Raw genomic sequence first — 25,815 nt, 5'->3', positions numbered from 1 at the left:
AGGTAATTTCACTTAAAATTAAGATTCGCTTGAACCGAATTTTTTAGGATTTAATATCATATAGTTTAAAAGATTAGCTACATCTTGTGATTCTTTTAGTAAGTTGTTATAGGTCTCATTTGAAATATAATCACAAGCTAAAGCAAATTCTAGCCAAGTTTGTGTTTCCCCATTTTCAGCATCACAATCTGTAAGCTTACTTATAAAGTGTTTCGGATAGCGTCGTTTTCGATAGGCTTCAGATAAATTAGCGCAAACACTTCGAGAAGATCTTCTAATTTGATCAGTAAGTGAATACGTTTCTTCTCTAGGAAATTTCTTAGAAAGATGAAATATGTCCATTGCTAATTTAAAACCTTTTTTGTAAGCTATTAAGTCTTGTACTTTCATTAATTACTGTATTAATTGAGTAATCTTACTTCACACTTCACACTTCACACTTCACACTTCAGGCTTTACACTTTTTACTTCAAAAATTGCGATGCAATTTTTTCCGCCTTCCGACTTTCAGAATAATCATAAAAGCCCTCACCTGATTTGGCGCCTAACTTCCCTGCCATAACCATATTTACCAATAACGGACATGGAGCATATTTAGGATTCTTAAAACCGTCATACATTACGTTCAGAATAGATAAACATACATCTAGACCAATAAAATCGGCCAATTGCAATGGACCCATAGGATGTGCCATACCTAATTTCATCACGGTATCGATTTCTTCAACACCAGCAACTCCGTTGTAAAGTGTTTCAATAGATTCGTTAATCATTGGCATTAAAATACGGTTGGCCACAAAACCAGGATAATCATTAACCTCAGTTGGTACTTTACCTAAGGTTTTAGATAAATCCATAATCGTAGTCGTTACGTCATCGCTCGTACTATAACCTCTAATGATTTCTACCAATTTCATAATTGGCACAGGATTCATAAAGTGCATGCCTATAACTTTGTCTGGACGAGAGGTTACGGCTGCGATTTGAGTTATAGAAATGGAAGAGGTGTTTGTCGCTAAAATGGTGTTTTCACTACAGACAGCATCTAATTGTTTAAATATTTTTAGTTTTAAATCGATGTTTTCAGTAGCTGCTTCAATAACCAAGTCAACATTTTTAACACCATCTTCTGTACTTGTAAATGTTGTAATGTTTCCTAAAGTATTCGATTTATCGGTTTTACTAATTTTTTCTTTAGCGACCATTCTATCTAAATTTCTGGCAATGGTATCCATACCTCGTTTTAGAGAATCTTCACTAATATCTATAAGTTGAACTTTAAATCCTGATTGTGCAAAAGTATGAGCAATACCATTTCCCATAGTACCTGCACCTATTACTGCTATATTTTTCATTTCTGATGTATTTGTCATTGCGAGACTTTTTTCAAGTCGTGGCAATCTATTTGATTAATAATTTAATATTGAGTTTGAATTTCAATTAAAAAAGTTGACCATATTCAGTCCTCAGTCCTCAGTCCTCAGTCCTCAGTCGTTATGACGTTTCGTTTTTAAAACTGATTAATAATCATGTTTGCTACGCGCAAGGCTTCAGTACCATCGTGCAAAGTAACAATTGGCTTTGTATTGTTATTAATGGCATCTGCAAACGTTTCTAATTCGTCTAAAATAGCGTTGTTGTTTGAGATCTCTGGATTGTCAAAATAGATTTGCTTTTTAATACCTTCCGCATTTTGAAGAATCATATCAAAATCACCAGGATTTTCTGGAGCATCTTTCATTTTAACCACTTCACATTTCTTTTCTAAAAAATCCACAGAGATGTAAGCATCTTTCTGAAAGAAACGCGTTTTACGCATGTTCTTTAATGAAATACGACTTGCCGTTAAATTAGCAACACAACCATTTTTGAATTCGATACGTGCATTGGCAATATCTGGTGTTTCACTAACAACCGAAACTCCACTTGCCGAAATATGCTTCACCGGAGATTGCACTACAGAAAGAATAATATCAATATCATGAATCATTAAATCTAAAACCACAGGCACATCTGTACCACGAGGATTAAATTCCGCAAGTCTATGACATTCTATAAACATCGGATTCTTAATCTGATCTTTAACTCCAATAAAAGCAGGGTTAAAACGCTCTACATGTCCAACTTGGCCTTTAACGCCGTGTTCTGCAACTAAAGTTCTAATCGTTTCTGCCTCTTCAACCGTATTGGTAATCGGTTTTTCTATAAAAATATGTTTTCCTTTTTTGATGGCTAGTTTAGCACAATCATAATGGGAAAGGGTAGGAGTTACAATGTCAACGACATCAACGGCTTCTATTAAATCATCAATAGAATCGAAATATCGATAACCAAATTCCTCTACAACACGTTTAGCGTTTTCAGGATCAGCATCATAGAAACCAATAAGGTCGTATTTATTGGATTGGTTGAGTAATCTCAAATGAATTTTACCAAGGTGACCAGCACCAAGCACACCAGCTTTGAGCATATTTTTTATGTTTTTAACAAAAATAGTGGATTTGTATTAGATAATTCGCAAAGAAAGTCTAAAAGTTCATTGTAAGAATTATCAGTATTTAAATTGATGCTTTCTGTAGGATACATCACACAAAAAAATCTTTATAAAACGAGTATTCGTAAAGCTTTAATTTTGAAGACACGTACGGAATTTGGATTAAGTTTTTTGCGGATTTGAACTTTAAGAGGTTGCAATTTGCCTTTCTTTGAAGTATTTTAGCGTAAACTAAACTACGCTTTGAAAGATACATTTAAGCATCAAGGGATGCGCCAACAACTTGTTGAAACACTTATTAATAAAGGCATTAAAGATAAAGGTGTCTTAAAAGCGATTGGTAAAATTCCGAGACATTTATTTATGGATTCTGGTTTTATTGATCATGCGTATCAAGATAAAGCGTTTCCTATCGCTGCAGACCAAACGATTTCTCAACCTTATACTGTAGCTTTTCAATCTGAATTATTACAAATTGAACCAGGACATAAAGTATTAGAAATTGGGACCGGAAGTGGTTACCAAACAGCGGTACTTTTAGAACTTGGAGCTAGAGTTTATAGTATTGAACGTCAACAAGAACTCTTTAAGAAAACGTCTAAGTTTTTACCTAAAATTGGTTACAGAGCCAAAAGCCTGATTTTTGGCGATGGTTATAAGGGCATGCCTGTTGAAGCTCCTTTTCAAAGTATTATTGTAACAGCTGGTGCTCCTTATGTTCCTAATCCGCTTCTAAGTCAATTAGCTATTGGAGGACGTCTCGTAATTCCTGTTGGAGATGATGTGCAAGTGATGACCTTATTCATTAGAAAAGGACCAAAAGAATTTGAAAAGCATGAGTTTGGTGATTTTAGATTTGTCCCAATGTTAGAGGATAAGAATTAGTTTTTTTATTTTAAGAGCAGAGAGCAGAGAGCAGAGAGCAGAGAGCAGAGAGCAGAGAGCAGAGAGCAGAGAGTCTAGACTTTATAAGGACATGAGTTTATTTGCGAAATGATTTAAGGTAGAATTAAAAGTTATAGAAACGGATATATTATAAACCTAGTAATTCTAAATACAAGGTTACTAATTAGTCGCGTTCTTAAAAGATTCTAAACCTTCTACAATAGGCAGTGTTAATGATGTTTTATCTAATTTAATAGTCAACTCAGTTCCTGCTTTTGGGTGCAACGTAAATTCTTTATCGCTCGAAAATATCATAAAACCAATTTGTTGTCCTGCTTTTATGATTTGATCATCGGGTTGTAAATCAAAATTTACGGTATAAAATTGTCCCGGTTTTAAATCTTCTTCTTTTGTTAAGGATTTGTGATTTTTAGGATCTGCCCAACCTCTTGTAATTATATTGTCGGTTATTTTAACATCACTTCCTTCTTCCCAAGGTAGCGACACTAACCAAACCGAAAGATTTGCAGCAGGTTGATTACTAGATAATGTAATACTCACTTTGGCTAAACCAGAAATATGAAGATCTTCTTTTAAAACGGGTGTGACATATAATAGTCTGTTTATTGAAAAAGCTTCTTTTGCAAGTTCACTGCCAGAAATTGTAACATCATCAGTTAAAGATTCAAATCCAATAGTACCAGGATTAAGTGTTAAATTTCCAGGTAATACTCCAACTACGTTTAAATTTAAAGTTACATGTGAAGCTTCAGGATTTGGATAATCTTTATATGCCGTAGGCATTTGCGGATCATCATTTTCTCTTACTATATAAGATTTGTTTTCCTCCTTTTCAACACCATTATCAATACCATGAAGGTATTTTGTAAACCATTTATTCATCATCGACGTTGGTGGTGGTCCACCATGTCCGTTTTGGTGATAGTAAATCTGAGTGGGTAAGCCTTTTTCTTTTGCAGCTTTATAGATGCGGTAACTATGCTCTGGCATTACATTCCAATCGTTAAAACCATGAGACATTAGTAACGCAGCTTTCATGTTATCCATTTGATTGAGGTAATCTCTACCTGCCCAAAAATCGTTATAGTCACCTGTTTCTCTATCCATACCGTTTTTCATTTCGGTATCTCTAACGGTTTTATTATTGTATGGTCGATTTTCTTCTTTGCCACTATGCACAAAATCATAAAGGACATCAATATCTTCTCCCAAATATCCTCCTGGTGAACGTACCAATCCGTTAGAACGGTAATAATGATAATATGATGTGTTTGGTGCAATAGGAATAATAGCTTCTAAACCTTCAACACCAGTTGTTGCAGCCGCAAGAGGTAAAGTTCCGTTGTATGAGGTTCCTGTCATTCCGACTTTTCCTGTAGACCAATAAGCCATAACTTCTTCATTTCCTTCACGTTCTGTATAGCCTTTTACTCTGCCACATAACCAATCGATTACCGCTTTTGGAGCCAAAGACTCATTTTTCCCTCCTATGGTAGGTGCTCCATCTGATAAACCAGTTCCAGGTGAAGAAGAATGGACGACTATATAGCCTCTTGGCACCCATTTTCTTAAGTGAGAATTAGAGATGATTGGTCGCTGTCCTCTGCGTGTGACTTCCGGATGAACGCGTTCTTTTGCCGATTCACCTAATTCGATGTTCACATCCCACATAACTCCAGGTAAATCAGCTGCAACTCCAGCAAAATAAGGACTTGTGACGTAGATTATTGGTAGTTTTAAACCTTCAGTTTCTGTTTGTTCTGGTCGTGTAACGGCAACATGCATACGGTCTGGCTGTCCATCTCCATCAGTATCAAATTCTGTTTCCACCCATAAATCGTGGCGAATCCATTGGTCTGAATCACTAAAAGCTTCAACAATTTGAGCTTCTCCATCTTTGAAAATAGGTGTTGCTTTTTTTGTTACGTCTTGTGCGCAACTTAAGATTGAAATTGATAAAGCAATAATTAAAGTTGAAATGGATTTTGGTGAAATGATCATAAGAGAAATAATTTGTAATATGTTTTGATAAAAATAGCTCGAATAAATTAGAACCCAAATAAGTGGAATCTGTTTTTTATTCTTAATTCAGATTTTTTTTCGTGACTTTTGAAAATTAAAACTCCTAAAACGATTAGCAAAAGCCTCAGTTTTAGGAGTTGTCATATTGAAATTCTATTTGATGATTTGATGCTCCCAACTTGCACCACTAATATCTGTCATTTTTAAAGTGTACGTTCCACTTGGTAACTTCAGAATATCGGAAGAGTTGAATTTCATTTTGGCTTTGGCTCCCAATGGAGCGATTAAGCTATGTTTACCTGGTTTTACTTTTGCGATATAATAATTTTCAATAGCATCCTCTGGTAGTTTAGCTAATTGATCTTGAGTATAATTCATGACCACATTGTCTTGGTCATCTTTAAGTTCAATACCAATAATCCAAGCCCCATAAACATCAACTCCTTCAACTCTAAAAACATCAAAAGAGAGACCGTTTTCATTCAATTTGCCTTCTGTAATTTCAAGTTTAGGTTTTACAGATTTGTTGTGTAAGGTTCCCCAAAGTCCACCATGAAACACTTGATTGGTATATAAGGTTAACCCAAAAATTAAGAATGAACCCACAATAACAAACCGAGTAAAAATGATATCTTTAATAGGGATTTGTCCAGAGCCTAACCATGCAAACCATTTCTTTTTTGTGAAAGCAACATTTCTATTCATTAAATAATTATCCAATGAAACACGTCCACTTCCTGTTAAAAACAAGAGAAAACCAGTAGCAATACCAAGGATTCCTATTTGCCATTCGTCTAAGCACGTGGTTCCTATCCATCCGGAACCTAATAGAATACCCATTGCTAAACCGAACACACCGATACTCATAAGTCTCGTGAATAATCCGAAAATAATGAATAGACCAACAATACCTTCAATAATGGTAAAAGCGACCATATTGTAGTATAATATATCTGGGTTCTCAACTAAATATTGAATGATAGGTTTTATGCCTAAGGCGTTTGGGAGAAAGTGGTTAAATTTTTCACCGATATAGCCAGGTAATTCTGGATCTAGTTTGTTGGCTAAAATAGTGCGTCTGAAAAACGCAGAAAAATAAGTCCAACCAATGACCATTCTGACTGCTAGGGCTAAGAAACCCGAATCGTTTTTAATATGTAAATTCATGTTGTATATCTATAATGTAAATAATAATTTTCTGCTAACAGAGAATGCTAGACTTCAGTTTGAAGAAAATTAATTATAGATACGCTTTATTATTTTTGAAGAGAATATAGTAAGGAGCTAAAGGCAGAATATCGGCTCTAGCGTTGTAATATTGTGTTATGGGTCTATCAGAGAGTGAAGCTGTATTACTATTAAAATGTGGTAGTTTAACCAATACTGCTTGCGAAAGTTGAAGACTCGGATTAGCCTTAGAAATTACGGTTTCTGCATCAGTAGAAATATCACAAACACCGCTTTTTAAAGAAGATATACTTTTGTTTGAAACTTCCGTCTTTGTAGTTTCAAAAACTTCTTGAATAGTGTTTCTTACTTTGCAAGGCGAAAATACCAACAACACAACTAAACCTATGATGGATAGGATAGAATTCAATTGTTTTATGGGATTTGGGATTTTCACTTTGTAAATATGAGGTTTAGAAATTTAAAAACTTTAAAAGGTTTGTTAATTGTAGTTCTTACAAGAGTTTACTGAACACTTTTCTCTAAATTGATAATACGCTCTAAACTAAATCGGAAGCGACTAGTTTGAACTTTTTGATAAATGGTCTTCTGGAACAGGAATTTCCTTAGATTCTTGATTCCAATAGAGATTAACAATCCACCAACGTTTTCCATCGTTAAATAATTGTATACTGTTAATGCCACGGATTAAAGGTGTATCGTCGTCTTTACTATTATAAGCTTCATACGTACTAAGCACATGTGCAATATTTCCGAAGGTTTGAGTATCTCTTTTTATTTCTAATTCATGAAAACCATTATCCATTAACCATTTTTCAGAAAACTTAATGTAATCTTCAGACGACATATAGCGCAACGTGGTTTGCTTTTTTTCATACTTTCCGGTTGCAATCAGTTTTGCATCTTTATAAAATAGGTGTTTAAATAAATCCCAGTCTCGTGCTTCTCCTTTATCTCCGGAAATTACAGCGTATAAAGTAGCGACAGTACTATCTATAGACGCGACATGTTTTGAATAATCTTTTTTTTCTTGGGCTGAGATACCAGTAAAAATTAAAAATGCTAAAAGTAAAAGAGTGTTTTTCATATGATAAAGTTAAAAGAATTTTAAACCAAAAACAATAGCGTCGCTTTGAAATCCGCTTTGGTATGAACGAAGATAATCAACACGTAATAATCTCCATTTTCCCCAGCCAATATTATCTAAACCAACGGAATATTCTTGATACGGTTTAAAATCAGGTGTCGCTAATAGATGAGCACCTACGACTAAATTAAAATTCAACTTGTTTAATAAGGGCATTTTTCCTAATAAAAACCCGTTGAAATCGTGTTCGACATGGCCTTCAAAATAAGCGTCATTTGTACTGGCAGAATAATAGTCTAAGTTGTTAAAGACATTAGTGTAATTGCCATCAAAGCTAGTATGGGTTTGGTTACCATTAAAATGTTGGTAGTCCATAAAGGCTATATCGTCCGCATTAAAAAAGGTTCCCGCTTTTAGGTTATACATCAATCGACCTTTGTCCCTAATGTTAAACGACTGTCTTAAACTTGCTTTAATTTGATCAAAATTATAATCGCTATTGGTGGCACCAAAACCTTTTTCGTAACCCAAATATAAGGTAGGATAATCGTCGTTACCTACATTATATTTTGCATCAGGATAACTTAAATATTCTTGTCCAAAATTAATACGTGCATCAATATTCCCTCTTATAATATGGTGTGTTTCAAACGGAGCAATTCCAAAGGCTGTTTCACTTAATGGATTATTACTAGTATAGGTGTCATGCTCATCATTAAAAAAAGTTTGATTTGTGGTGTTGAAAAGGGCCTTTCGTCTTTCATAACTCAAACCTGCATACAATCTGAAGCCATTAAAAAGCTCTTCAGAATAGTTTAAAGCAGCATAACTTTTATCGTATAATTTGATGTAATTATCTTCAAAAAATAGCGTGCTTACAGAATTGATTAATGGAGAAATAGGATTTGAAGGATTAAACTGTTCCGCGGAAACCCCTCCAGATAAGCTTAAAAATGAATTACTAATACTATTAAATTTATAGGTTAAAGAACCTGTAGCGCGCAAGCGTTCATCAGAAAATCCATATTGAATATCTCCACTTGCTCTAAAGAAGCGGTTGAAATCGTCATAATTTTTAGTGTAAAATACATTTGCTTTTGCGGTATAGCCCTGAACGGTGTTGAATTGCACTCCTAAAATCGGAATGCTATAACCTAAACGATAATCCTTATGGGAATTCTGATAGGTGTAACCTAAGACCTTATTTAGATTAAATTTGTTGTTAACACCATCGATAGAATCTAGGTACGGTTTAGACTCGCGTAAAATTTGAATACTATCTTTTCTTAGGTAATCTGTACGTTCTTCAGATGTAAGAGGCACAGGCCTAATAGTGTTCCAAAATATAGAATCTTTTTTATTGGCTTCTTTTTCGTAAGCCACAATTTCTCGACTGAAATCTTTTCGAGTTAATCCTGTATTAAATTCGTAATTGCTGTAAACAGCAGTAAAACGCCCTTCACCTTTAATTCCGAATAAGGCATATTTAAAATCTATACTTTGAGAAATTTGAGCCCAAATATCATCAGATTCTGAATATGAAAAACTCTGTTGTAGTGAGATGACATCAACCATCGGAATACGCGCTTGAACGCCTGTAATATCTAATTCAATAGCAAAAATATCCCATTGGTCCTCAACAATATAAATGAAGCCCGAGAACACAGGGTCATTTTTACGTTTTGGTGTGACTTTGACTTTATTGATAAGATTTCCCCTGTCGTCGTAAAACACACCTTCGAGCTTATAACGATAATAACCAAAGGCATTATTGGCGATAGGTGAAATAATTTCGTTACCAAAACTAATGGTGCTATTGTAGAAGTTGAAATCAACATCTAAAGCACTATTAAAGCTAAAACCATTGCTATCTCCACTTATTTTTGATGCTGTAATTTTTTCTTTAAGCTTATCAGGGTTTAGAAACTGAATTTTAGAAATCGTTTCAGATAAATATATAATTCCACTTCGTGTTGAATCTAAACCTCCACCTAAATCACCAACATCTTGACCCATTATTTTTTCGGGAGCATCTTTAATTTTAATTAAGCCTCTAGAGTAGAAATCAGCTTTAAACGAATTTATTTTATCGAGATTAGCTTGTCGTTGGGCAATGGCTTGGCGCATTATGGCATTTGCAGGATCGTTTTCAGAATCGATAACAACTTCATTAAGTGAAACGGACTCTTCTGCTAAAGTGATATTTAATTCAAATGGAAATTTTTCTACCGTAATGGTCTTCTTTACGGTTTTATAACCGAGATAACTGTAAACAATGGTATACGTTTTTGGTGTTGAAATATTAAGCTCGTAATGACCATCATCATTACTAGTAGTCCCTTTATACGTGTTTTCTATAAGGATATTTACAAAAGGTAATGCGTCGTTATTTTGGTCTGTAATGTTTCCTTTGATTTGTGCGGAAAGCAAAGTAGTGAAAGCAACTAGGAAAATACTTAGTAGTTTTTTAGTCATAGTGATTTGATTGATGATTTTATTTGAATCAGATTATCGCAAATTTTATGCCTTAATAAATTTTAGGATTGAATTAGCTATTATTTATAGCGACGCAATTTAATTGTAAATGGTTACATCAACCAATAGATAACGTTCTAAATTATTAAACACAAGACATAACAATTTATGAGATACGGTTAATACATCTCAAACTTAGACTAAAAATAGTGGAGTAAAAGTTATAACAATCTTAAATTTATCGGAAATCTTTCTTTATACGATCTAAGTTTCGCTTATTGTCACGATCTTTAATAGTCTCGCGTTTGTCGTAGAGTTTTTTACCTTTTCCTAATCCAATGATAAGCTTAGCTAAACCTCTGTCGTTAAGAAACAATTTTAAAGGAATGATAGCATTACCTTTGACATCCATCTCTTTCTTAAGTTTTTTAAGCTCTTTTTTATTAAGTAAAAGTTTACGCTCGGCTTTTGGTCTGTGGTTATAATAGGTGCCGTATTTGTATTCTTCAACCGTCATATTAATAACAAACAATTCCCCTCTGTCATTAAATTCACAAAAACTTTCAGCAATAGATGCTTTACTAGATCTTATGGATTTAATCTCAGTTCCGGTAAGTACAATTCCAGCCGTATATTTATCAGATATATCGTACTGAAATTTTGCTTTCTTATTTAATATGTTAATCTTTTTTTGCATGGGTGTCAAAGATAGTTTTTAAAGTTATAAGTTAAAAAGTTTTGAAGTAACAAAGTTTCTAATATTACGTTAATGCGTTGTTTTAATTGTAATCTTATCTCTAGTTTTGCGACTTTAATAGAAATAAAAGAATTCTTAATGAAAAAATATATTGTTGTCTTACTTGTCGTTTTATTATCTAGTTGTAAAAATGAAAATTCAAACTCCGTTAAATCGGGTAGTGAATCTAATCCAAAAACCTTAACAGCAGACGATATTATTACAAAATCTATTGCAGTTTCTGGTGGGGAACGTTTTAAACAATCGAGTTTAAAATTTGAATTTAGAGACACTTATTATCAGGCGTTGCGGAAGAATCATGAGTTCCTTTTAGTTCGTGTTTTAGTGAAAGACAACGATTCAACTTTTGATATGTTGAGCAATGTAGGATTTGAACGTTACCATAACGATGCTTTTGTAAAACTTGAAGATTCTATCGCAAATGTGTATTCTGCCTCAGTAAATTCAGTCCATTATTTTTCTGTATTACCTTATGGTTTAAATGATACTGCTGTTAATAAAACGCTTTTAGAAAGTGAGAAAATTAAAGGCAAGGATTATCATAAAGTAAAAGTGACTTTTAATGAAGAAGGTGGAGGTGAAGACCATGAAGATGTTTTTGTGTATTGGGTGAATAAAGAGACTTTTAAAGTTGATTACTTAGCGTATTCTTACACTGAGGTTAGTGGTATAGGTATGCGATTTAGAGAAGCCTACAATGAGCGTTATATTACAGGCTTGCGTTTTGTGGATTACAATAATTATAAAACAGAAAACACTTCAATTCCACTTGAAAATCTAGCAAAAGCGTTTGAAGCGGACGAGCTAAAATTATTATCTAAAATAGAACTCGAAAATATAAAAGTTGATTTAGTTAACAACTGATAATTCAGAGGTTTTACCACTTTTTGATAGGGTAACGATATAAAGATTAGCGTTGTTATTATCTGCTATATCCTCATATTTCTTGTTGCCTAACAAATTATTTACAAACTTGGGAGTAGTATTACTGTGACCAACAATTAATACGGTTTGACCTTTAGTTGTTTCTATAAATGCGTCGATATTCATATCTGAAGGATCATAGAATTGAATGTCTAAGTTTTTTGCTTCGGCAGTAGGTAAAGCTGTTTGTTTTGTTCTGTTGTATTCTGTAGAATAGATTGCATCAAATTTTATAGTTTTAAAATGGACTCTCCAATTCTGAGCGCGCTCCAAACCTATGTCATTAAGATTGGGATTTCGGTTTGATTTATCCGTACGCTCTTTTTCAGCATGTCTTATTAAATAATAGGTAGATACCTCTTCTTTTTTTTCTGGTTGCTCTGCACAAGAAGAGAATACAACTAAAGAGATAAGCGCAACTAGAAATAATTTATACATAATGATATAGATTAGTTAATTAACGCTAATTTACTACTTCTATACTAAACAGGCTTAACGCGTGTGATAATTAAATAAGCCTAAGCTAATTCTAACGCAATCTCTATCATGCTTTTAAAAGTGGTTTCACGTTCTTTACTAGTTGTGCTTTCGCCTGTAACTAAAGAATCTGAAATGGTTAAAAGAGCTAAAGCATTCACATTATGTTTGGCAGCGACGGTATATAGTCCGGCGGCTTCCATCTCAACACATAATACTCCAAATTTGGACCATTTCTTATAGGCTTCTTTGTCATCTTCATAAAAGATATCAGACGATAAGACGTTACCTGCTTTAATAGGAATGTTCTTAGCACGTGCTGCTTCAGTAGCTTTTATAAATAACTCGAAACTTGCTGTTGGTGCATAATTAGCTCCACCAAAACGCAGTTCATTAACACCCGAATTAGATGAAGCTGCCATAGCTAAAACAACATCTCTTATTTTAACATCTTTTTGATAAGAACCAGCACTACCAACTCTAATAAGGTTTTTTACACCATAGTCTGTTATAAGTTCATTAGCATAAATTGATATACTAGGCACTCCCATACCAGTTCCCATTGTAGAAACACGTTTACCTTTGTAGGTGCCTGTATAGCCAAACATACCTCTAACTTCATTAAAGCATTTTGGATCATCGAAAAATGTTTCGGCAATCCATTTCGCTCTTAATGGGTCTCCTGGCAATAATATAGTTTCTGCAATTTCGCCTTTTTTGGCTCCGATATGTACACTCATGCTACAAAGTTAAGCAAAGTGTTTTAATTAATATGCAGCGTTTGACATTAGATTATTCATCATTGCCACTCCAGATGAAGCTCCAATTCTGTCGACTCCAATATCTACATATTTTTGCGCTGTTTCTGCATCTCTAATGCCGCCAGAGGCTTTTATCTTAAGTTTGTCTCGTACGGTTTTTCGCATGATTTTAACAGCTGTCAAAGTTGCTCCACTTTTTGAGAAGCCAGTAGACGTTTTTACAAAATCGGCTTTAGCATCTATACAGATTTCACAAGCTTTTACGATTTCGTTTTTTGAGAGTTCGCTAATTTCTAAAATTACCTTAAGCGTTGTATTGCCAATGGCAGTTTTAATTTTACTGATATCTTTGAGAACAGCAAGGTAATTTTTGCTTTTGAGACGGCCAATATTTATGACCATATCAATTTCTGTTGCTCCTTGTTCGATAGCTGTTTTAGCTTCAAATATTTTTGCTTCAGTAGACATCGCTCCTAAAGGAAAACCGACAACGGTACAGATTTTAACTTCAGATCTTCCTAAAGCTTGTTTTGCAATTTGGACATAACAGCTGTTGACACAAACTGAGTAAAAATCGTATTTTAAAGCTTCATCGCAAAGTTTCAAAATGTCTGCTTCTGTAGCAGAGGCACTTAATAAAGTGTGGTCTATGTATCTATTCAATTTCATTTTATTATAAGTAGGGTTATAACATAAATTTGCTATAGTAATTATCTACAACGTAGAGGGATTACTAGATATTAATTAAAAATCTTAAGTAGTGTTGGAATTAAATAGCTCGACAAAACTAGTCATTTATCCGTTAAAAGGGGTGTTAAAAAAAATAATTTATCATGTCGTTCGTCGAAAAATTGTTGATAACTCTTAAACTATTTAATTTTTAAGACGATAGAAACTCAATTCGGTAGGATTTTTTTTACGAGGATATTTTTTTGTGGAAAAAGTATAAAAAGAAAGAGCAACACGCCTCTCAATTGCTTGAAACTTGTGTTGCTCTTAACCAACCAATCATTATATAGACTATATAAACCCTATAATGTTACACTGTTTAAATAGTCTCTGTCGTTAATTCACTTTGATTTCTAAATACTAACTGACCATCAAACTCATCGAGTAAAATAATACTATCAGTGGTGACTCTACCAGATAATATTTCTTTACTTAACTGATTTAAAACCTCTTTTTGTATGACACGTTTTACAGGTCTTGCTCCATATTCTGGATTGTAACCTTTGTCAGCTAAAGAATTTACAGCTTCAGGTGTAGCATCAAACGTAATACCTTGTTTAGCGATCATTTTAGTAATACCTTTTAGTTGTAAACCTACGATATCTAAAATGTTGTCTTTAGATAAAGGTGTAAACATTATAATATCATCAATACGATTTAAGAATTCAGGTCTTACACTTTGTTTTAAGACTGCTAAAACATCCACTTTAGCAGCTTCAATGGCTGAAGGAATATCCTTAGTAGCTTCAAAACGCTCTTGTATAATCTGACTTCCCATATTAGAGGTCATAATGATTATAGTGTTTTTAAAATCTGCAATTCTACCTTTATTATCTGTTAAGCGACCTTCATCTAACACTTGTAAAAGAATATTAAATGTATCTGGATGCGCTTTTTCAATCTCATCTAACAAAATTACTGAGTAGGGTTTTCTTCGTACTGCTTCAGTTAATTGACCACCTTCGTCATAACCAACATATCCTGGAGGTGCACCAACCAATCGACTAACAGCATGACGTTCTTGGTATTCACTCATATCAATACGCGTCATAGCATTTTCGTCATCAAACAAATACTCAGCTAATGCTTTTGCTAATTCTGTTTTACCAACTCCTGTAGTTCCTAAAAACAAGAAGGTTCCTACTGGTTTATGAGGATTCTGAAGTCCTGCTCTAGAACGACGAACAGCATCACTAACTGCTTCTATAGCTTCTTCTTGTCCGACAACACGTTTGTGTAACTCATCTTCAAGTTTTAGTAATTTCTCACGATCACTTTGAAGCATTTTGGTTACCGGAATTCCAGTCCATTTAGCCACAACATCTGCGATATCTTCATAAGTCACTTCCTCTTTTATTAAAGACGTGCTTTGCTGTTCAGCTAAATCCTTTTGAAATTTTTCAAGCTGTTCGGTCGCATCTTTAATTTTTCCATATCTAATTTCGGCAACCTTTCCATAATCACCATCTCGCTCAGCACGTTCAGCTTCAAGTTTATAATTTTCAATTTCCTCTTTTATATTCTGAACGTTATCGACGACTTCTTTTTCAGACATCCACTTTGCATTCAGCTCGTTTCGTTCTTCTTTAAGATTAGCTAAATCCGATTTTAAACTTTTTAACTTGGTTTCATCTTTTTCACGCTTTATCGCTTCATGTTCAATTTCTAACTGCATAATTTTACGATCTAGAACATCTAATTCTTCGGGTTTAGAATTGATTTCCATTCGTAATTTAGAAGCAGCTTCATCCATTAAGTCAATCGCTTTATCTGGAAGGAAACGGTTGGTAATATAGCGTTGCGATAATTCTACAGCCCCAATAATAGCTTCATCTTTAATTTGAACTTTATGATGCGCTTCATACTTCTCTTTAATACCTCTAAGAATAGAAATGGCACTCTCGGTATCTGGTTCATCCACTTTTACCATCTGGAAACGACGTTCTAAAGCTTTGTCTTTTTCAAAGTATTTTTGATACTCATCTAAAGTTGTTGCTCCAATGGCTCTCAATTCTCCACGTGCTAACGCAGGTTTTAAAATGTTAGCAGCATCCATGGCGCCTTGTCCGCCGCCAGCACCAACGAGAGTGTGAATTTCATCTATAAATAAAACGATATCTCCATTACTTTCTGTAACTTCTTTAATCACCGCTTTTAGACGCTCTTCAAATTCACCTTTAAATTTTGCACCGGCAATTAGGGCACCCATATCCAAAGCAAAAATCTGTTTGTCTTTTAGGTTTTCTGGAATGTCTCCATCGATGATTCTGTGCGCTAAACCTTCCGCAATAGCGGTTTTACCTGTACCAGGCTCACCAACTAAAATTGGGTTATTTTTTGTTCTACGTGATAAAATTTGAAGGATTCTTCTAATTTCTTCATCTCTACCAATCACAGGATCTAGCTTTCCATCGCGTGCTAATTGATTAAGATTCTTGGCGTATTTATTCAATGAATTATAAGTTTCTTCTTGACTTTGAGAAGTAACCCGATCACCTTGGCGTAATTCTTCGATAGCCGCATTTAGACCTTTTTCTGTGACTCCTTGATCTTTTAAAATCTGAGCAATTTTACTTTTAGATTTAAAAATAGCCAAAATGAGATGTTCAATAGAAACGTAGTCGTCATTCATCTTTTTAGCGATGATAGACGATTCGTTTAGCATTTTACTAGCTTCTCTAGATAGCATAATATCACCACCTGAAACTTTAGGAAAGCTTTCAAGATCTTTATCTAATATTTGTTGAAGCATAGGTATGTTTACATTCAACTTTTTAAGTAAGAATGGCAATACATTTTCATCAACAGCAAAGAGCGCTTTAAAAATATGCTCATTTTCGATTTGCTGATGACCAAAACCTTGAGCAAGTTGCTGCGCTTGCTGAATGGCCTCTTGCGATTTAATGGTATAGTTGTTAAAATTCATCTTATTGTGTTTTTATATGAGTTGGGATAAAGACGATTTATTAGTTTCTCAGTCTAAACCCAAATTAAAATTATTTTATTTATTGTTATGTTTGTATATACTTTGGCAATTATCTTACCAATTTGAGTTTGTAAGAATAAAATGACAAAATGACTGATTTAGTGCTTTTTAGAGTGACGTTTTGACTGATGGTCAGCTGTTTTATCATAATTTCACGAATCTATGTATTAATTTATTATTGAAAAAAAGTTCAGTTACGTTCATCATTTGAAGAAAACATAATGGAATAGGAAAAAATGTCACATGAAGTTGTATTCTCCGTTATTTTCGACTGATACACACAATCTATTAAAAGTAATTTTGAAAATGGAATATTAAACTTATTGATATTAATAAGGTGTGACAGCAGAAGACTAAAGTCCATTTATAAACTGCAAAGCCAGTTATGATAACCAGATGTAGGTTGAACGAAACTTACCTTATGATTTTGACTATGGAAGGTCGCAGAATAGAGGTTTTTCAATTTATATAGCAATGAGATTTGTAAGTTTCTAGTTTATACACGACATTTATAATATGGGAATTTTTAATAAACTATTTAGCGGTTCGTCTGAACCAAAAGAAGAGAAGGTGTTACCTTGGTTACCTTTAAATGCGATGGATCAATTAGATATTATTCTAGAAAAATCTAAAACCAAAACGCAATTAATTTTTAAACACTCTACACGTTGTGGAATTAGTAGAATGGTTATGAATCAATTTGTATCTGCATATGATTTAGAAATGAATGTGGATTTGTATTATTTAGATTTGCTGAGTTTTAGAGATGTTTCTAATGAGGTTGGTTATAAGTTTCAAGTGATGCACCAATCACCTCAGCTTTTAGTAATTAAGAATGAAGTAGTAGTAGCGCACGCGAGTCATGGTGGTATAAATGAGATTGTGTTAGAGCAATTTGAATAGCAATTATTCCATGATATGAAATATAAAATCTCAAAACAAGATTTAGATAAGCGTAGCCATATCATTATTGATGGTGTTAATGATGCTTTTCTAAAGTTTATTGTTGATGAAGAAAAAGAAAACAATTCAATTCTTAGTGATGAGAATATATTAGCCTTAGAGCGTAAAACTAAAAAGAGCATCTATTTTAATATCTATTTATTTGGAGTGTTGGGATTATTTTTCTTAATACTTGGGTGGTATCAATTTATGTACACTAAACCCTTGATAGGTATGAATTTATATACGCAATTCCCTCTAATCTCTAATGGGGCTATTGAAATAGTAGGTGGAATAGCATTATTAATTGGCTGTTTTTATAGTTACATAAAACGTAAGGTTGTATTAGAACGCTTAGTGAAATCAAAGCTTATTGAAGATTTAAAAAAGCTACAACAAGAAAAAAATAATAAACCAATTCCTCAAAGTAAAAAAAGAAAACGCTTTAGGCAGTCGTACAAAGTAGGAAAAAAGAAGTCTTAATGTATTCGTAAATTTTACTGCAACATCAGAAATACATATTAAAAAAACAACCCTTAAATCAATAGGATTTTAAGGGTTGTTCAAATTAAAAACAAAAAATCACGGGTTAATATTTAATAATTATCTTCTTGTTGAATGTACCTGTATTCGTTTCAGCTTTTATAATATAAGCACCTTCAGAAATTTGTTTTACTGCAATTTTGATGTCATTAGACATTGGTAAATTGGTCGCATTCCAAGCGGCTACTGTTTGGCCTGCGACATTAATTAAGTATAGCTGTTTAACCTCAACGGAAGGTGGTGTCTTCACATAGATTTCGTCAGTATCATGTAGGTATCTAACTGTTATATCTTTAAACTCGTCTTTAATGGTTGATAGTGTTTCATCTTCCTGAAATACTAAGAAGAATCGATCACTATAAGTGCCAGTTTCTAAGTTTATTTGGAAGTTTACGTCGTTAAATCGAGTATAAGTGCCTTCAACAGCATCGAAAATATAGACATCAATAGCATCATCAAAGTTCTCTAGTTCTGTAAGTCCTATTTCAATATTACCTGTTTCTCCAACCACCATTTCTAGAGGATATACTTTGGTCTCGTCGAATTCACCTACACCTTGGATGACATAGTTTTGTCCTTCAATTAGGAATGATAAATCACTTGGGAAATCGTCTGCGTTCAGTGCATCATAACCATAATCGACACCATCTGTCGCAACATTATCTGTTGTGAATCCTAAAAGTAAATGTCTCACGGCACCTTCTGGTGTAGTAAAGTTAAAACGTAAACGTCTTATTACACTTTCTTCATCATTAGGAATGTTAACATAATCTTCGTTATCATTACTAGATCTTAAGAATATAGATTGCGAGCCTTCTTTCTTAAAGATACGCTGCGCATTATTAAAAACTAATGTACCCCCATCACCATCGGCTTCAACAAAGAAACCTTGTCCTACCGGTATATAACGACCGGGTATTTTTGAAGCAGTTCCACCGCCATCTCCACCTATTTCTACAGGTGTAGTTGCTGGTACACCTCCCGTTTTGGTTAAGTAAGAGTATCTGCCGAGGTATTCTGATAAAATATGACTAGGATTGTTTGGTGCTTGTTCCCAGAAAATTAATGCAGATCCATCAAGTAGTGCTGCTTCATTGTCATCAATAAAGGTATGAGCATCTATAGCAGAAGGATATGGGTTGCCTAATAGTGTTTCATTGCCTCTAGTTATGGTGTGTGTAATAGTACCATTATTAGGTTGACCACTAAAGGTGTAATTTTGCTCTGAAGTTCCAATTCCGCTACCTTTCATTGTAAATCCTAATCCAACACTGATTCCAGTATTTTGATTAATATGGTTCCAATCAGCATAAGCACCTGTTAAGTTTGCGTACGTATATAACCAACGGCTACTTATAGTTGCAGGACTTGTGCCTGGTGCATCATTGTTTGTGGTCCATGATACAGGGTTTGTACCGTCATATAAAATCGATGCTAACGCATAAGTTCTATTAGTTGTACTACCCGCGTTACTCACAGGGCTTCCCCAATAGTTATAATTGAATTCATTACTGGTTCCTTGTTGATCGCGTTCTAGTTTACCTGTTCCTGAGTAATCGACAATACTTCCTGTTGGTTGTAATAGTTGTGATTCACCTTCTAAGTCTAAAGTGCCATCTATTTTTAGGTATTTATTAACCTGAAGTGGCTGATCACTTTGAATACTCAATGTATTATTATCGACCAGTAACCCTAGAAGTGTTGTTTTTCCTAATTGAGGGCTAGAAGCAGATCTGTTTGCCGCAACATTAGTTGCTGTTCTTACAATATTCCAAGTTTGTAAATCATTGGGAACAATATTATCTTCTTTTGAGTTCGGTATTTGTTGGACAGCACTAGCAGACCATGTTGTCTCATTATCCCATGAATCATCTAATCTTGAAACATAAGGAATAGGTGCATCTTCCACTTGAATAAGAGTCATCGCATTTAATTTTCCTGAATTAGGTGACGCCGTTGAAATATCATCGATTATACCTGCAGCCACATTATTTCCATCAGATCCTGTATTCATTTGGTAATACCCTATTAAACTATTCCATTGTAAATTGCCTGTAATTTCAAGAGGTATAACTTCACCCATAACATTAGAACCGTCTTGTTTTATCTCTTGGTTCATCATTTCTCTAATTTGAGTTTGAGATAATTGAGTATCCCATATGCGGACTTCATCAATTTTACCATCAAAATAGTTAATTGGCGAGTCACCCGTTCTATCCATGGCTCCAATTAAAGCTTTGTTTGCATTTGTTGTTGGTGTAGTACCTGCTCTTGTACGAACCTCAAAACCATCAATATAAAGAATATAAGTCGAGCCATCAAAAGTTACAGCTGCATGGTACCATTTGTCAGAGTTTATCGGCTGAGTTGAAACAACATTGGTATTGCCGTTATAACGGAATTGTAAACGATCACCAATTAGACTTAAATCATAACCAGATGCTGTTGATGTTCCATCTCTTTTTGAAAAAATCGTTTTAGTACCAGTAGTAGTATTGACTTTTATCCATGCCTCAATACTAAAGTCAGTGTTATTTAAATTATAGTTGTCACCAAAATTTATATAATCATCACCACCATCAAATACTAAACTTGCACCACAATCTGGAATAATGACCTTCATAGTAGCAATCGTATTAGGAGAACATACTCCTGTGTTAGTTGCTGACCATTGTAAGGTATAAGTTTCACCACTTTCACCCGTAAATGTAGAATTATGAGCTGTTATATCAGAGAAGAAATAACTATCTGCTGTTTGACCAGATGTTACACTCCATTGCCCTGTAACATTATTACCTGTTAATGTAACGGTGTTATCATCACAACCAGAAGTTGTTATGTTGCTACCTGTTGTTGCTTCAAAATAAGGTGTAATTTCAATATCTATAGTAACTTCGGCAACATCACATGGACCGTTTGATCCCGTTCCATCCGGATCGTTGGAAGTGAATGTTAAGGTCACGGTTCCAGTTTCATTAGTTCCAAAGTTATATGTGGCATTTATTCCGTTACCAGAAACTCCAGAAAATGAACCTGTTCCACTTGTAGACCATGTGCCTAATGTAGCACTACCATCAAGAATGGCACTTAAAACAAGACTGTTTTCAGATTGACAAATGGTTTGTGGTAACGTAGTAATTAATACTATTGGTGCTTCATTCACCACAAATTCACCACTCGATGTTTTTGGTGTACCACAACTACCTGTTGTATATACCGTAAACGTGTAATTTCCGGGTACAGTTGGAGTTCCTGATATGGTGTATCTAGAACCGTCAAATGTTGTTACTATACCTGTAGGATTTGTATTATTAGGAAAAGGTCCTGTACCTAAATTACTACCATCTAATTGCCATTGAATATCCGCACCAGTACTACCGCCACCTGCACTATATAAAATATCGTCGATCTCATTTCCTTGACAAATAATTTGATCATTAATGGTCTCAGGTGGAGATACTAGTAAAATAAATGGATCTAGCGAACTAAAAGAAATGTCATCTATACCAAAATCATTACCACTTGTTCTCCAATTTAAGTTTCTAATTTCAATTGTGATCGTTTGAGGTCCAGGCCAATTTGGTGATGTCCAATCACCATAAAAACGTTGCCAATTATCTGCACCAGGCGCATTGTTATTCGAACGATTTGGTAATATAGGAGCAGTTCCTAAATTTGTCCCATCTACATTAAAAGTTAATTGGGCTCTGTTGTTTGTGTTATTTTGCCAATTCATGCTCATTCCCCAAGCAGAAAAGTAATAAGCTGTATTAGGTTCAACTATAATGTCCTGTGACCATACTACTAGTGAGCTTCCATGACCGTTAACTGCCATAAAATTACCCGAACCTGTGGTGTGATCATATCCCCAAAAATTATCATGAACATTTTGTCCATTTGTTGTAATAGAGTATCCATTGTTACCACTATCATTATAAAGTTCTCCTTGACCAGCAGGAACAAGCCCAGGAAGGTCCTCCTTATAATTATAATCGCTACTAAACCCAGTATTACCTAATTCAAAATCACCATTGGTAACTAATTCATTTGCAATTTCAACAAAAGCAGAAGTTACACAGTAATTAGGGGCAGGACCAGTTGCGATAACTTGATAGCTTCCGGCAGTATCAACATAAGCCGTTGCTGATGTATTACTGTGACCACCATGGTCATAATTTGAGTCACCAGGGCTTGGATATGTAATGATCCATTCAAAAGTGGTTCCGGGCATTGAAGAGATTGCTGTAATTTCTACTTCATTATTATGTGGTGCTGAAGGACAATAGTTGGTTGTAAATGTAATTTCTGGTGAAGGGTTTACATTTACTGTCACTGTTTCAAAAGCCGGACAATCATCGCTATTTGTAACCTCAACTTGATATTCTGTTGTCACAGATGGAGTAACGGTAATTTGTGATAGGTCTGTGTCTGCTGGGAGACTTGAAAAATCTCCCGATAATACAGACCAGTTATAGCCAATACCAGTGGTAAGGAGCGTTGAGGCTTTCACTTGAAAGTTATCAATTACAACATGAGGATTTGTTTGATCGTCATAGCCGCTCCAAAAAGAATAACTATATGTAGAACCGTCATTTACATTTAATCTAATTTGTAAATTACTAGGATTCGTAACTCCTGGCAGTGTACTTGAGTATCTACTCCATGAGGTTGTACCGGAAGGTAATAAGCGGTCGCCGGCAAAAGACCAAGAAGTACCATTATCTGTACTATATTCAACTCTTACTCTCTTGTTATTACCACCAGGATCTTGGCGTTTAGCGTCAAAATATATCTCAAAGTTTTGATAATTAGGTAGATCAGAACCGTTTATGTTAAATATCCAATCTCCATCATCATCTGAACCTCCTGGATTGTTAAACCAATCTTGACTTCCATCTCTCCAATCGTCATTTTGTCGTAAGCCTTGTTTACGGTCATTGATGGCAAAATAGGGAGGAATAGCTGACGCATTTCTACCTTGTTGAGTACGGTCAAATGAAATATTACTACTAACAAAGCTGTTTATATTAGGTGCTTCTTGTCCATTTAATTGACCATAATTATTTCCACTGTTAAAATCATAATTAACAATTACGACTTCAGCTGTTCCTGCACCAGCAACGCTGACAGATACAACCGTATCTTCTCCAGAACATATCGTATTTGGAAATGCTTCAACAGCAGTTATTTCAGGTATTTCTAATACAGTAAAAGGAGCAGAGGTACTACTGCAGCCAGTAGATGAATCTGTATATGTAAAAGACACATTAATGCCTACACTAACGCCTGTAACAAGACCACTGTTGGTTATGGTAGCAATTGTAGGGTCGCTACTCGTCCACGTACCACCTGTTGATGGTGATAAGGTATGCGTTTCATTCTCGCAAATTTCATTATCTATTGGGTAATTACTAATTACTGGTAATGGGTTAATAGTTACTGTATTTGTAGTATTTTCACAACCTGTTATACTATCTGTAAACGTAAAAGTCACGGTACCTGTACTAACAGGTGTAATAGCACCACTAGTACTATTTATAGTTGCAACACTGAGATTATTACTAACCCAAGTACCACCAGTGGATGGAATTGTTATTTGAGAATTGTCATCTATACAAATGTCATAACTACTTACGCTTACAATTGGTAATGGATGAACTATAATAGATATTGTATTACTTACTTTTGGATCACATGCAGAAAGATCAGTAGTCATTTCTGCATATATAGTGTAATCAGTTGTTGGAACGAAGGCAGGTGTAAATGTCGGAACTGCAGTTGTTCCTTCGCTAACGCCATTGATAAACCATTCGTAATACTGTGTTGTTCCTGCATTTAGAGGTGTTACAGTAAATGTTAAATTGTCACCTAGACAAATTTCGTCATTCAAATCAATATCATTTGAAGCAATTGTAACACTTGCACTTGATGCAGGATCTAATACGGTTACTGTTGCAGTACAAGTATCAGTATTCCCATAAACATCATATACAGTTAAGGTTACAGTATTTGTTCCTAAATCATCACAGTTAAAATTATATTTATTTAATGACATTGATGCTATGGCACAGTTATCAGTAGAACCATTATCGATATCAGTAGCATTTATAGTGGCATTTCCTCCAGCATCTAATGTTATACTAATATTTTGACACACAACAACAGGTGGAGTTGTATCTGTAATAATCACGTTTTGTGTTTGTGTAAAGGTGTTTCCGTTTCCATCATCATAAGTCCAGGTAATGACGGTTGTACCTTGGACTGTAATAGGAAGTGTTGCGTTGTGTGAACCTGCAATTACACCAGAACAGTTGTCTGTTGCTGTCGGAGCTGTTAGAGATGTAACAGAACATTGAGCTGTAATATTAGAAAGTGTTACTGTATTTGGTGTCGGTGCAATAGTATCATCAACCACAACAGTTTGGTTGACGTTAATGTCATTTCCGTTACCATCATCAAAGTTCCAAACGATAGTGTAAGTACCTTGGGCATTATAAGTTGAAGGATCAGAAGTTGTTCCTATAATTGTTCCAGCACACGCATCAGTAGTTGTCGGAGCAGTAGCAGTAACAGAACATTGTCCATTAAGCGTTGCTAGTGTTGGAGTAATAGGATCAATAGTGTCTTCAACATTAACAGTTTGGTTAACATTGATATGATTTCCGTTACCATCATCAAAGTTCCAAACGATAGTGTAAGTGCCTTGAACATTATAAGTTAAGGGATCAGAAGTTGTTCCTGTAATGGTTCCTGCACAAGCATCAGTAGTTGTCGGTACAGTGGCAGTCACAGAACATTGTCCATTAAGCGTTGCTAGTGTTGGAGTAATAGGGGCATTATTATCAAGAATAACAATATTTTGATATACATTAATAGAGTTTCCACTCGCATCCGTTACCGAATAGGTTCTAGTAATGGTTCCGTTATTAATAGCAGGATCTGCAGTTTGACTTACAAAAGCCACAGTCGGAGTACCACAGTTATCAGCTTCATCGTTTACCACAGTAATATCTGCTGCAGGCACATCACCTAAACATTGCACATTAATATCTGCAGGATTAGATGCTGTTGGGTCTGTATTATCAAGGATAACAATATCTTGGTATACATTAATAGAATTACCACTAGCATCCGTTACAGAATAGGTTCTAGTAATGGTTCCGTTATTAATAGCAGGATCTGTAGTTTGACTTACAAAAGCCACAGTCGGAGTACCACAGTTATCAGCTTCATCCGTTACTACAGTAATATCAGCAGTAGGCACATCACCTAAACATTGCACGTTAATATCTGCAGGATTAGAGGCTGTTGGGTCTGTATTATCAAGGATAACAATATCTTGGTATACATTAATAGAATTACCACTAGCATCAGTTACAGAATAGGTTCTAGTAATGGTTCCGTTATTAATAGCAGGATCTGCCGTTTGACTTACAAAAGCCACAGTCGGAGTACCACAGTTATCAGCTTCATCCGTTACTACAGTAATATCAGCAGTAGGCACATCACCTAAACATTGCACAT

General features: G+C 34.7%; 18 protein-coding genes. 4 read left to right on the top strand and 14 right to left on the bottom strand.

Going from position 1 to position 25,815, the window contains the following annotated elements; all coding sequences use genetic code 11:
- Positions 1–18 precede the first annotated feature (18 nt).
- From DFQ09_RS15515 to DFQ09_RS15505, 3 genes are all read right to left on the bottom strand, one after another.
- Positions 19–390, bottom strand: coding sequence for a four helix bundle protein (locus DFQ09_RS15515; protein WP_020895988.1), 372 nt, complete (start codon positions 388–390; stop codon positions 19–21).
- A 74-nt stretch (positions 391–464) separates the two neighbouring features.
- Positions 465–1,355, bottom strand: a complete 891-nt coding sequence (locus DFQ09_RS15510; protein WP_115812065.1) for a 3-hydroxyacyl-CoA dehydrogenase family protein — start codon at positions 1,353–1,355, stop codon at positions 465–467.
- Between the two features lie 155 nt (positions 1,356–1,510).
- Entirely contained in the window at positions 1,511–2,470 is a 960-nt protein-coding gene (locus DFQ09_RS15505; protein ID WP_115811945.1) for a Gfo/Idh/MocA family protein, read from the bottom strand.
- A gap of 267 nt (positions 2,471–2,737) precedes the next feature.
- Here DFQ09_RS15505 and DFQ09_RS15500 point away from each other — a divergent pair, with 267 nt between their 5' ends.
- Positions 2,738–3,379, top strand: a complete 642-nt coding sequence (locus DFQ09_RS15500; RefSeq protein WP_115811943.1) for a protein-L-isoaspartate(D-aspartate) O-methyltransferase — start codon at positions 2,738–2,740, stop codon at positions 3,377–3,379.
- A 180-nt stretch (positions 3,380–3,559) separates the two neighbouring features.
- On the opposite strand, the gene DFQ09_RS15495 is transcribed toward DFQ09_RS15500, so the two are convergent.
- The 6 genes from DFQ09_RS15495 to smpB all read right to left on the bottom strand — a co-directional run bounded on the left by DFQ09_RS15495 (position 3,560) and on the right by smpB (position 10,869).
- Complete coding sequence (locus DFQ09_RS15495; RefSeq protein ID WP_115811941.1) at positions 3,560–5,401, bottom strand: Xaa-Pro dipeptidyl-peptidase; 1,842 nt, start codon at positions 5,399–5,401, stop codon at positions 3,560–3,562.
- Between the two features lie 174 nt (positions 5,402–5,575).
- Positions 5,576–6,589, bottom strand: a complete 1,014-nt coding sequence (locus tag DFQ09_RS15490) for a TQO small subunit DoxD (RefSeq protein WP_115811939.1) — start codon at positions 6,587–6,589, stop codon at positions 5,576–5,578.
- A gap of 73 nt (positions 6,590–6,662) precedes the next feature.
- On the bottom strand, positions 6,663–7,046 hold the full coding sequence (locus DFQ09_RS15485; RefSeq protein ID WP_147298359.1) for a hypothetical protein: 384 nt from the start codon (positions 7,044–7,046) through the stop codon (positions 6,663–6,665).
- Positions 7,047–7,169: 123 nt separating this feature from the next.
- Positions 7,170–7,697, bottom strand: a complete 528-nt coding sequence (locus tag DFQ09_RS15480; protein WP_115811935.1) for a hypothetical protein — start codon at positions 7,695–7,697, stop codon at positions 7,170–7,172.
- 9 nt (positions 7,698–7,706) lie between these two features.
- Positions 7,707–10,172 carry a DUF5686 and carboxypeptidase regulatory-like domain-containing protein gene (locus DFQ09_RS15475; protein ID WP_115811933.1) on the bottom strand — a complete coding sequence of 822 codons (2,466 nt, stop codon included), beginning with the start codon at positions 10,170–10,172 and terminating at the stop codon, positions 7,707–7,709.
- Positions 10,173–10,410: 238 nt separating this feature from the next.
- Complete coding sequence (smpB, locus tag DFQ09_RS15470) at positions 10,411–10,869, bottom strand: SsrA-binding protein SmpB (RefSeq protein ID WP_115811931.1); 459 nt, start codon at positions 10,867–10,869, stop codon at positions 10,411–10,413.
- Positions 10,870–11,007: 138 nt separating this feature from the next.
- Between smpB and DFQ09_RS15465 the strand changes: the two genes are divergently transcribed.
- Positions 11,008–11,793, top strand: coding sequence for a DUF6503 family protein (locus DFQ09_RS15465; RefSeq protein ID WP_115811929.1), 786 nt, complete (start codon positions 11,008–11,010; stop codon positions 11,791–11,793).
- Here the strand turns inward: DFQ09_RS15465 and DFQ09_RS15460 are convergent.
- The 4 genes from DFQ09_RS15460 to clpB form a co-directional block, all read right to left on the bottom strand.
- Entirely contained in the window at positions 11,779–12,291 is a 513-nt protein-coding gene (locus tag DFQ09_RS15460; RefSeq protein WP_115811927.1) for a SixA phosphatase family protein, read from the bottom strand. The genes DFQ09_RS15465 and DFQ09_RS15460 overlap by 15 nt on opposite strands.
- Positions 12,292–12,371: 80 nt before the next feature.
- Positions 12,372–13,070, bottom strand: coding sequence for a purine-nucleoside phosphorylase (deoD, locus tag DFQ09_RS15455; protein WP_115811926.1), 699 nt, complete (start codon positions 13,068–13,070; stop codon positions 12,372–12,374).
- 27 nt (positions 13,071–13,097) lie between these two features.
- Positions 13,098–13,760: a deoxyribose-phosphate aldolase gene (gene deoC / locus DFQ09_RS15450; protein ID WP_115811924.1), complete on the bottom strand. Its 663-nt coding sequence runs from the start codon at positions 13,758–13,760 to the stop codon at positions 13,098–13,100.
- 379 nt (positions 13,761–14,139) lie between these two features.
- On the bottom strand, positions 14,140–16,746 hold the full coding sequence (clpB, locus tag DFQ09_RS15445; protein WP_115811922.1) for an ATP-dependent chaperone ClpB: 2,607 nt from the start codon (positions 16,744–16,746) through the stop codon (positions 14,140–14,142).
- Between the two features lie 576 nt (positions 16,747–17,322).
- Between clpB and ytxJ the strand changes: the two genes are divergently transcribed.
- Together ytxJ and DFQ09_RS15435 are read left to right on the top strand one after the other, a co-directional pair.
- On the top strand, positions 17,323–17,709 hold the full coding sequence (gene ytxJ, locus DFQ09_RS15440) for a bacillithiol system redox-active protein YtxJ (protein ID WP_115811920.1): 387 nt from the start codon (positions 17,323–17,325) through the stop codon (positions 17,707–17,709).
- 15 nt (positions 17,710–17,724) lie between these two features.
- The gene (locus tag DFQ09_RS15435) at positions 17,725–18,231 is read left to right on the top strand and encodes a hypothetical protein (RefSeq protein WP_115811918.1); all 507 of its coding nucleotides are present in this window, start codon (positions 17,725–17,727) and stop codon (positions 18,229–18,231) included.
- Between the two features lie 106 nt (positions 18,232–18,337).
- Here the strand turns inward: DFQ09_RS15435 and DFQ09_RS15430 are convergent, their stop codons facing one another.
- Positions 18,338–25,813, bottom strand: a complete 7,476-nt coding sequence (locus DFQ09_RS15430; RefSeq protein WP_147298358.1) for a LamG-like jellyroll fold domain-containing protein — start codon at positions 25,811–25,813, stop codon at positions 18,338–18,340.
- Positions 25,814–25,815: the final 2 nt, after the last annotated feature.

Origin of the sequence: Winogradskyella pacifica, assembly GCF_003386275.1 — a bacterium.
Classification (GTDB): domain Bacteria; phylum Bacteroidota; class Bacteroidia; order Flavobacteriales; family Flavobacteriaceae; genus Winogradskyella; species Winogradskyella pacifica.
This window is presented reverse-complemented; position numbering and strand designations above follow the sequence as displayed.

Coding starts and splice junctions, on each gene's coding strand:
- DFQ09_RS15515 (WP_020895988.1), bottom strand. CDS start 390: ATGAAAGTACAAGACTTAATAGCTTACAAAAAAGGTTTTAAATTAGCA.
- DFQ09_RS15510 (WP_115812065.1), bottom strand. CDS start 1,355: ATGAAAAATATAGCAGTAATAGGTGCAGGTACTATGGGAAATGGTATT.
- DFQ09_RS15505 (WP_115811945.1), bottom strand. CDS start 2,470: ATGCTCAAAGCTGGTGTGCTTGGTGCTGGTCACCTTGGTAAAATTCAT.
- DFQ09_RS15495 (WP_115811941.1), bottom strand. CDS start 5,401: ATGATCATTTCACCAAAATCCATTTCAACTTTAATTATTGCTTTATCA.
- DFQ09_RS15490 (WP_115811939.1), bottom strand. CDS start 6,589: ATGAATTTACATATTAAAAACGATTCGGGTTTCTTAGCCCTAGCAGTC.
- DFQ09_RS15480 (WP_115811935.1), bottom strand. CDS start 7,697: ATGAAAAACACTCTTTTACTTTTAGCATTTTTAATTTTTACTGGTATC.
- DFQ09_RS15475 (WP_115811933.1), bottom strand. CDS start 10,172: ATGACTAAAAAACTACTAAGTATTTTCCTAGTTGCTTTCACTACTTTG.
- smpB (WP_115811931.1), bottom strand. CDS start 10,869: ATGCAAAAAAAGATTAACATATTAAATAAGAAAGCAAAATTTCAGTAC.
- DFQ09_RS15465 (WP_115811929.1), top strand. CDS start 11,008: ATGAAAAAATATATTGTTGTCTTACTTGTCGTTTTATTATCTAGTTGT.
- DFQ09_RS15460 (WP_115811927.1), bottom strand. CDS start 12,291: ATGTATAAATTATTTCTAGTTGCGCTTATCTCTTTAGTTGTATTCTCT.
- deoD (WP_115811926.1), bottom strand. CDS start 13,070: ATGAGTGTACATATCGGAGCCAAAAAAGGCGAAATTGCAGAAACTATA.
- deoC (WP_115811924.1), bottom strand. CDS start 13,760: ATGAAATTGAATAGATACATAGACCACACTTTATTAAGTGCCTCTGCT.
- clpB (WP_115811922.1), bottom strand. CDS start 16,746: ATGAATTTTAACAACTATACCATTAAATCGCAAGAGGCCATTCAGCAA.
- ytxJ (WP_115811920.1), top strand. CDS start 17,323: ATGGGAATTTTTAATAAACTATTTAGCGGTTCGTCTGAACCAAAAGAA.
- DFQ09_RS15435 (WP_115811918.1), top strand. CDS start 17,725: ATGAAATATAAAATCTCAAAACAAGATTTAGATAAGCGTAGCCATATC.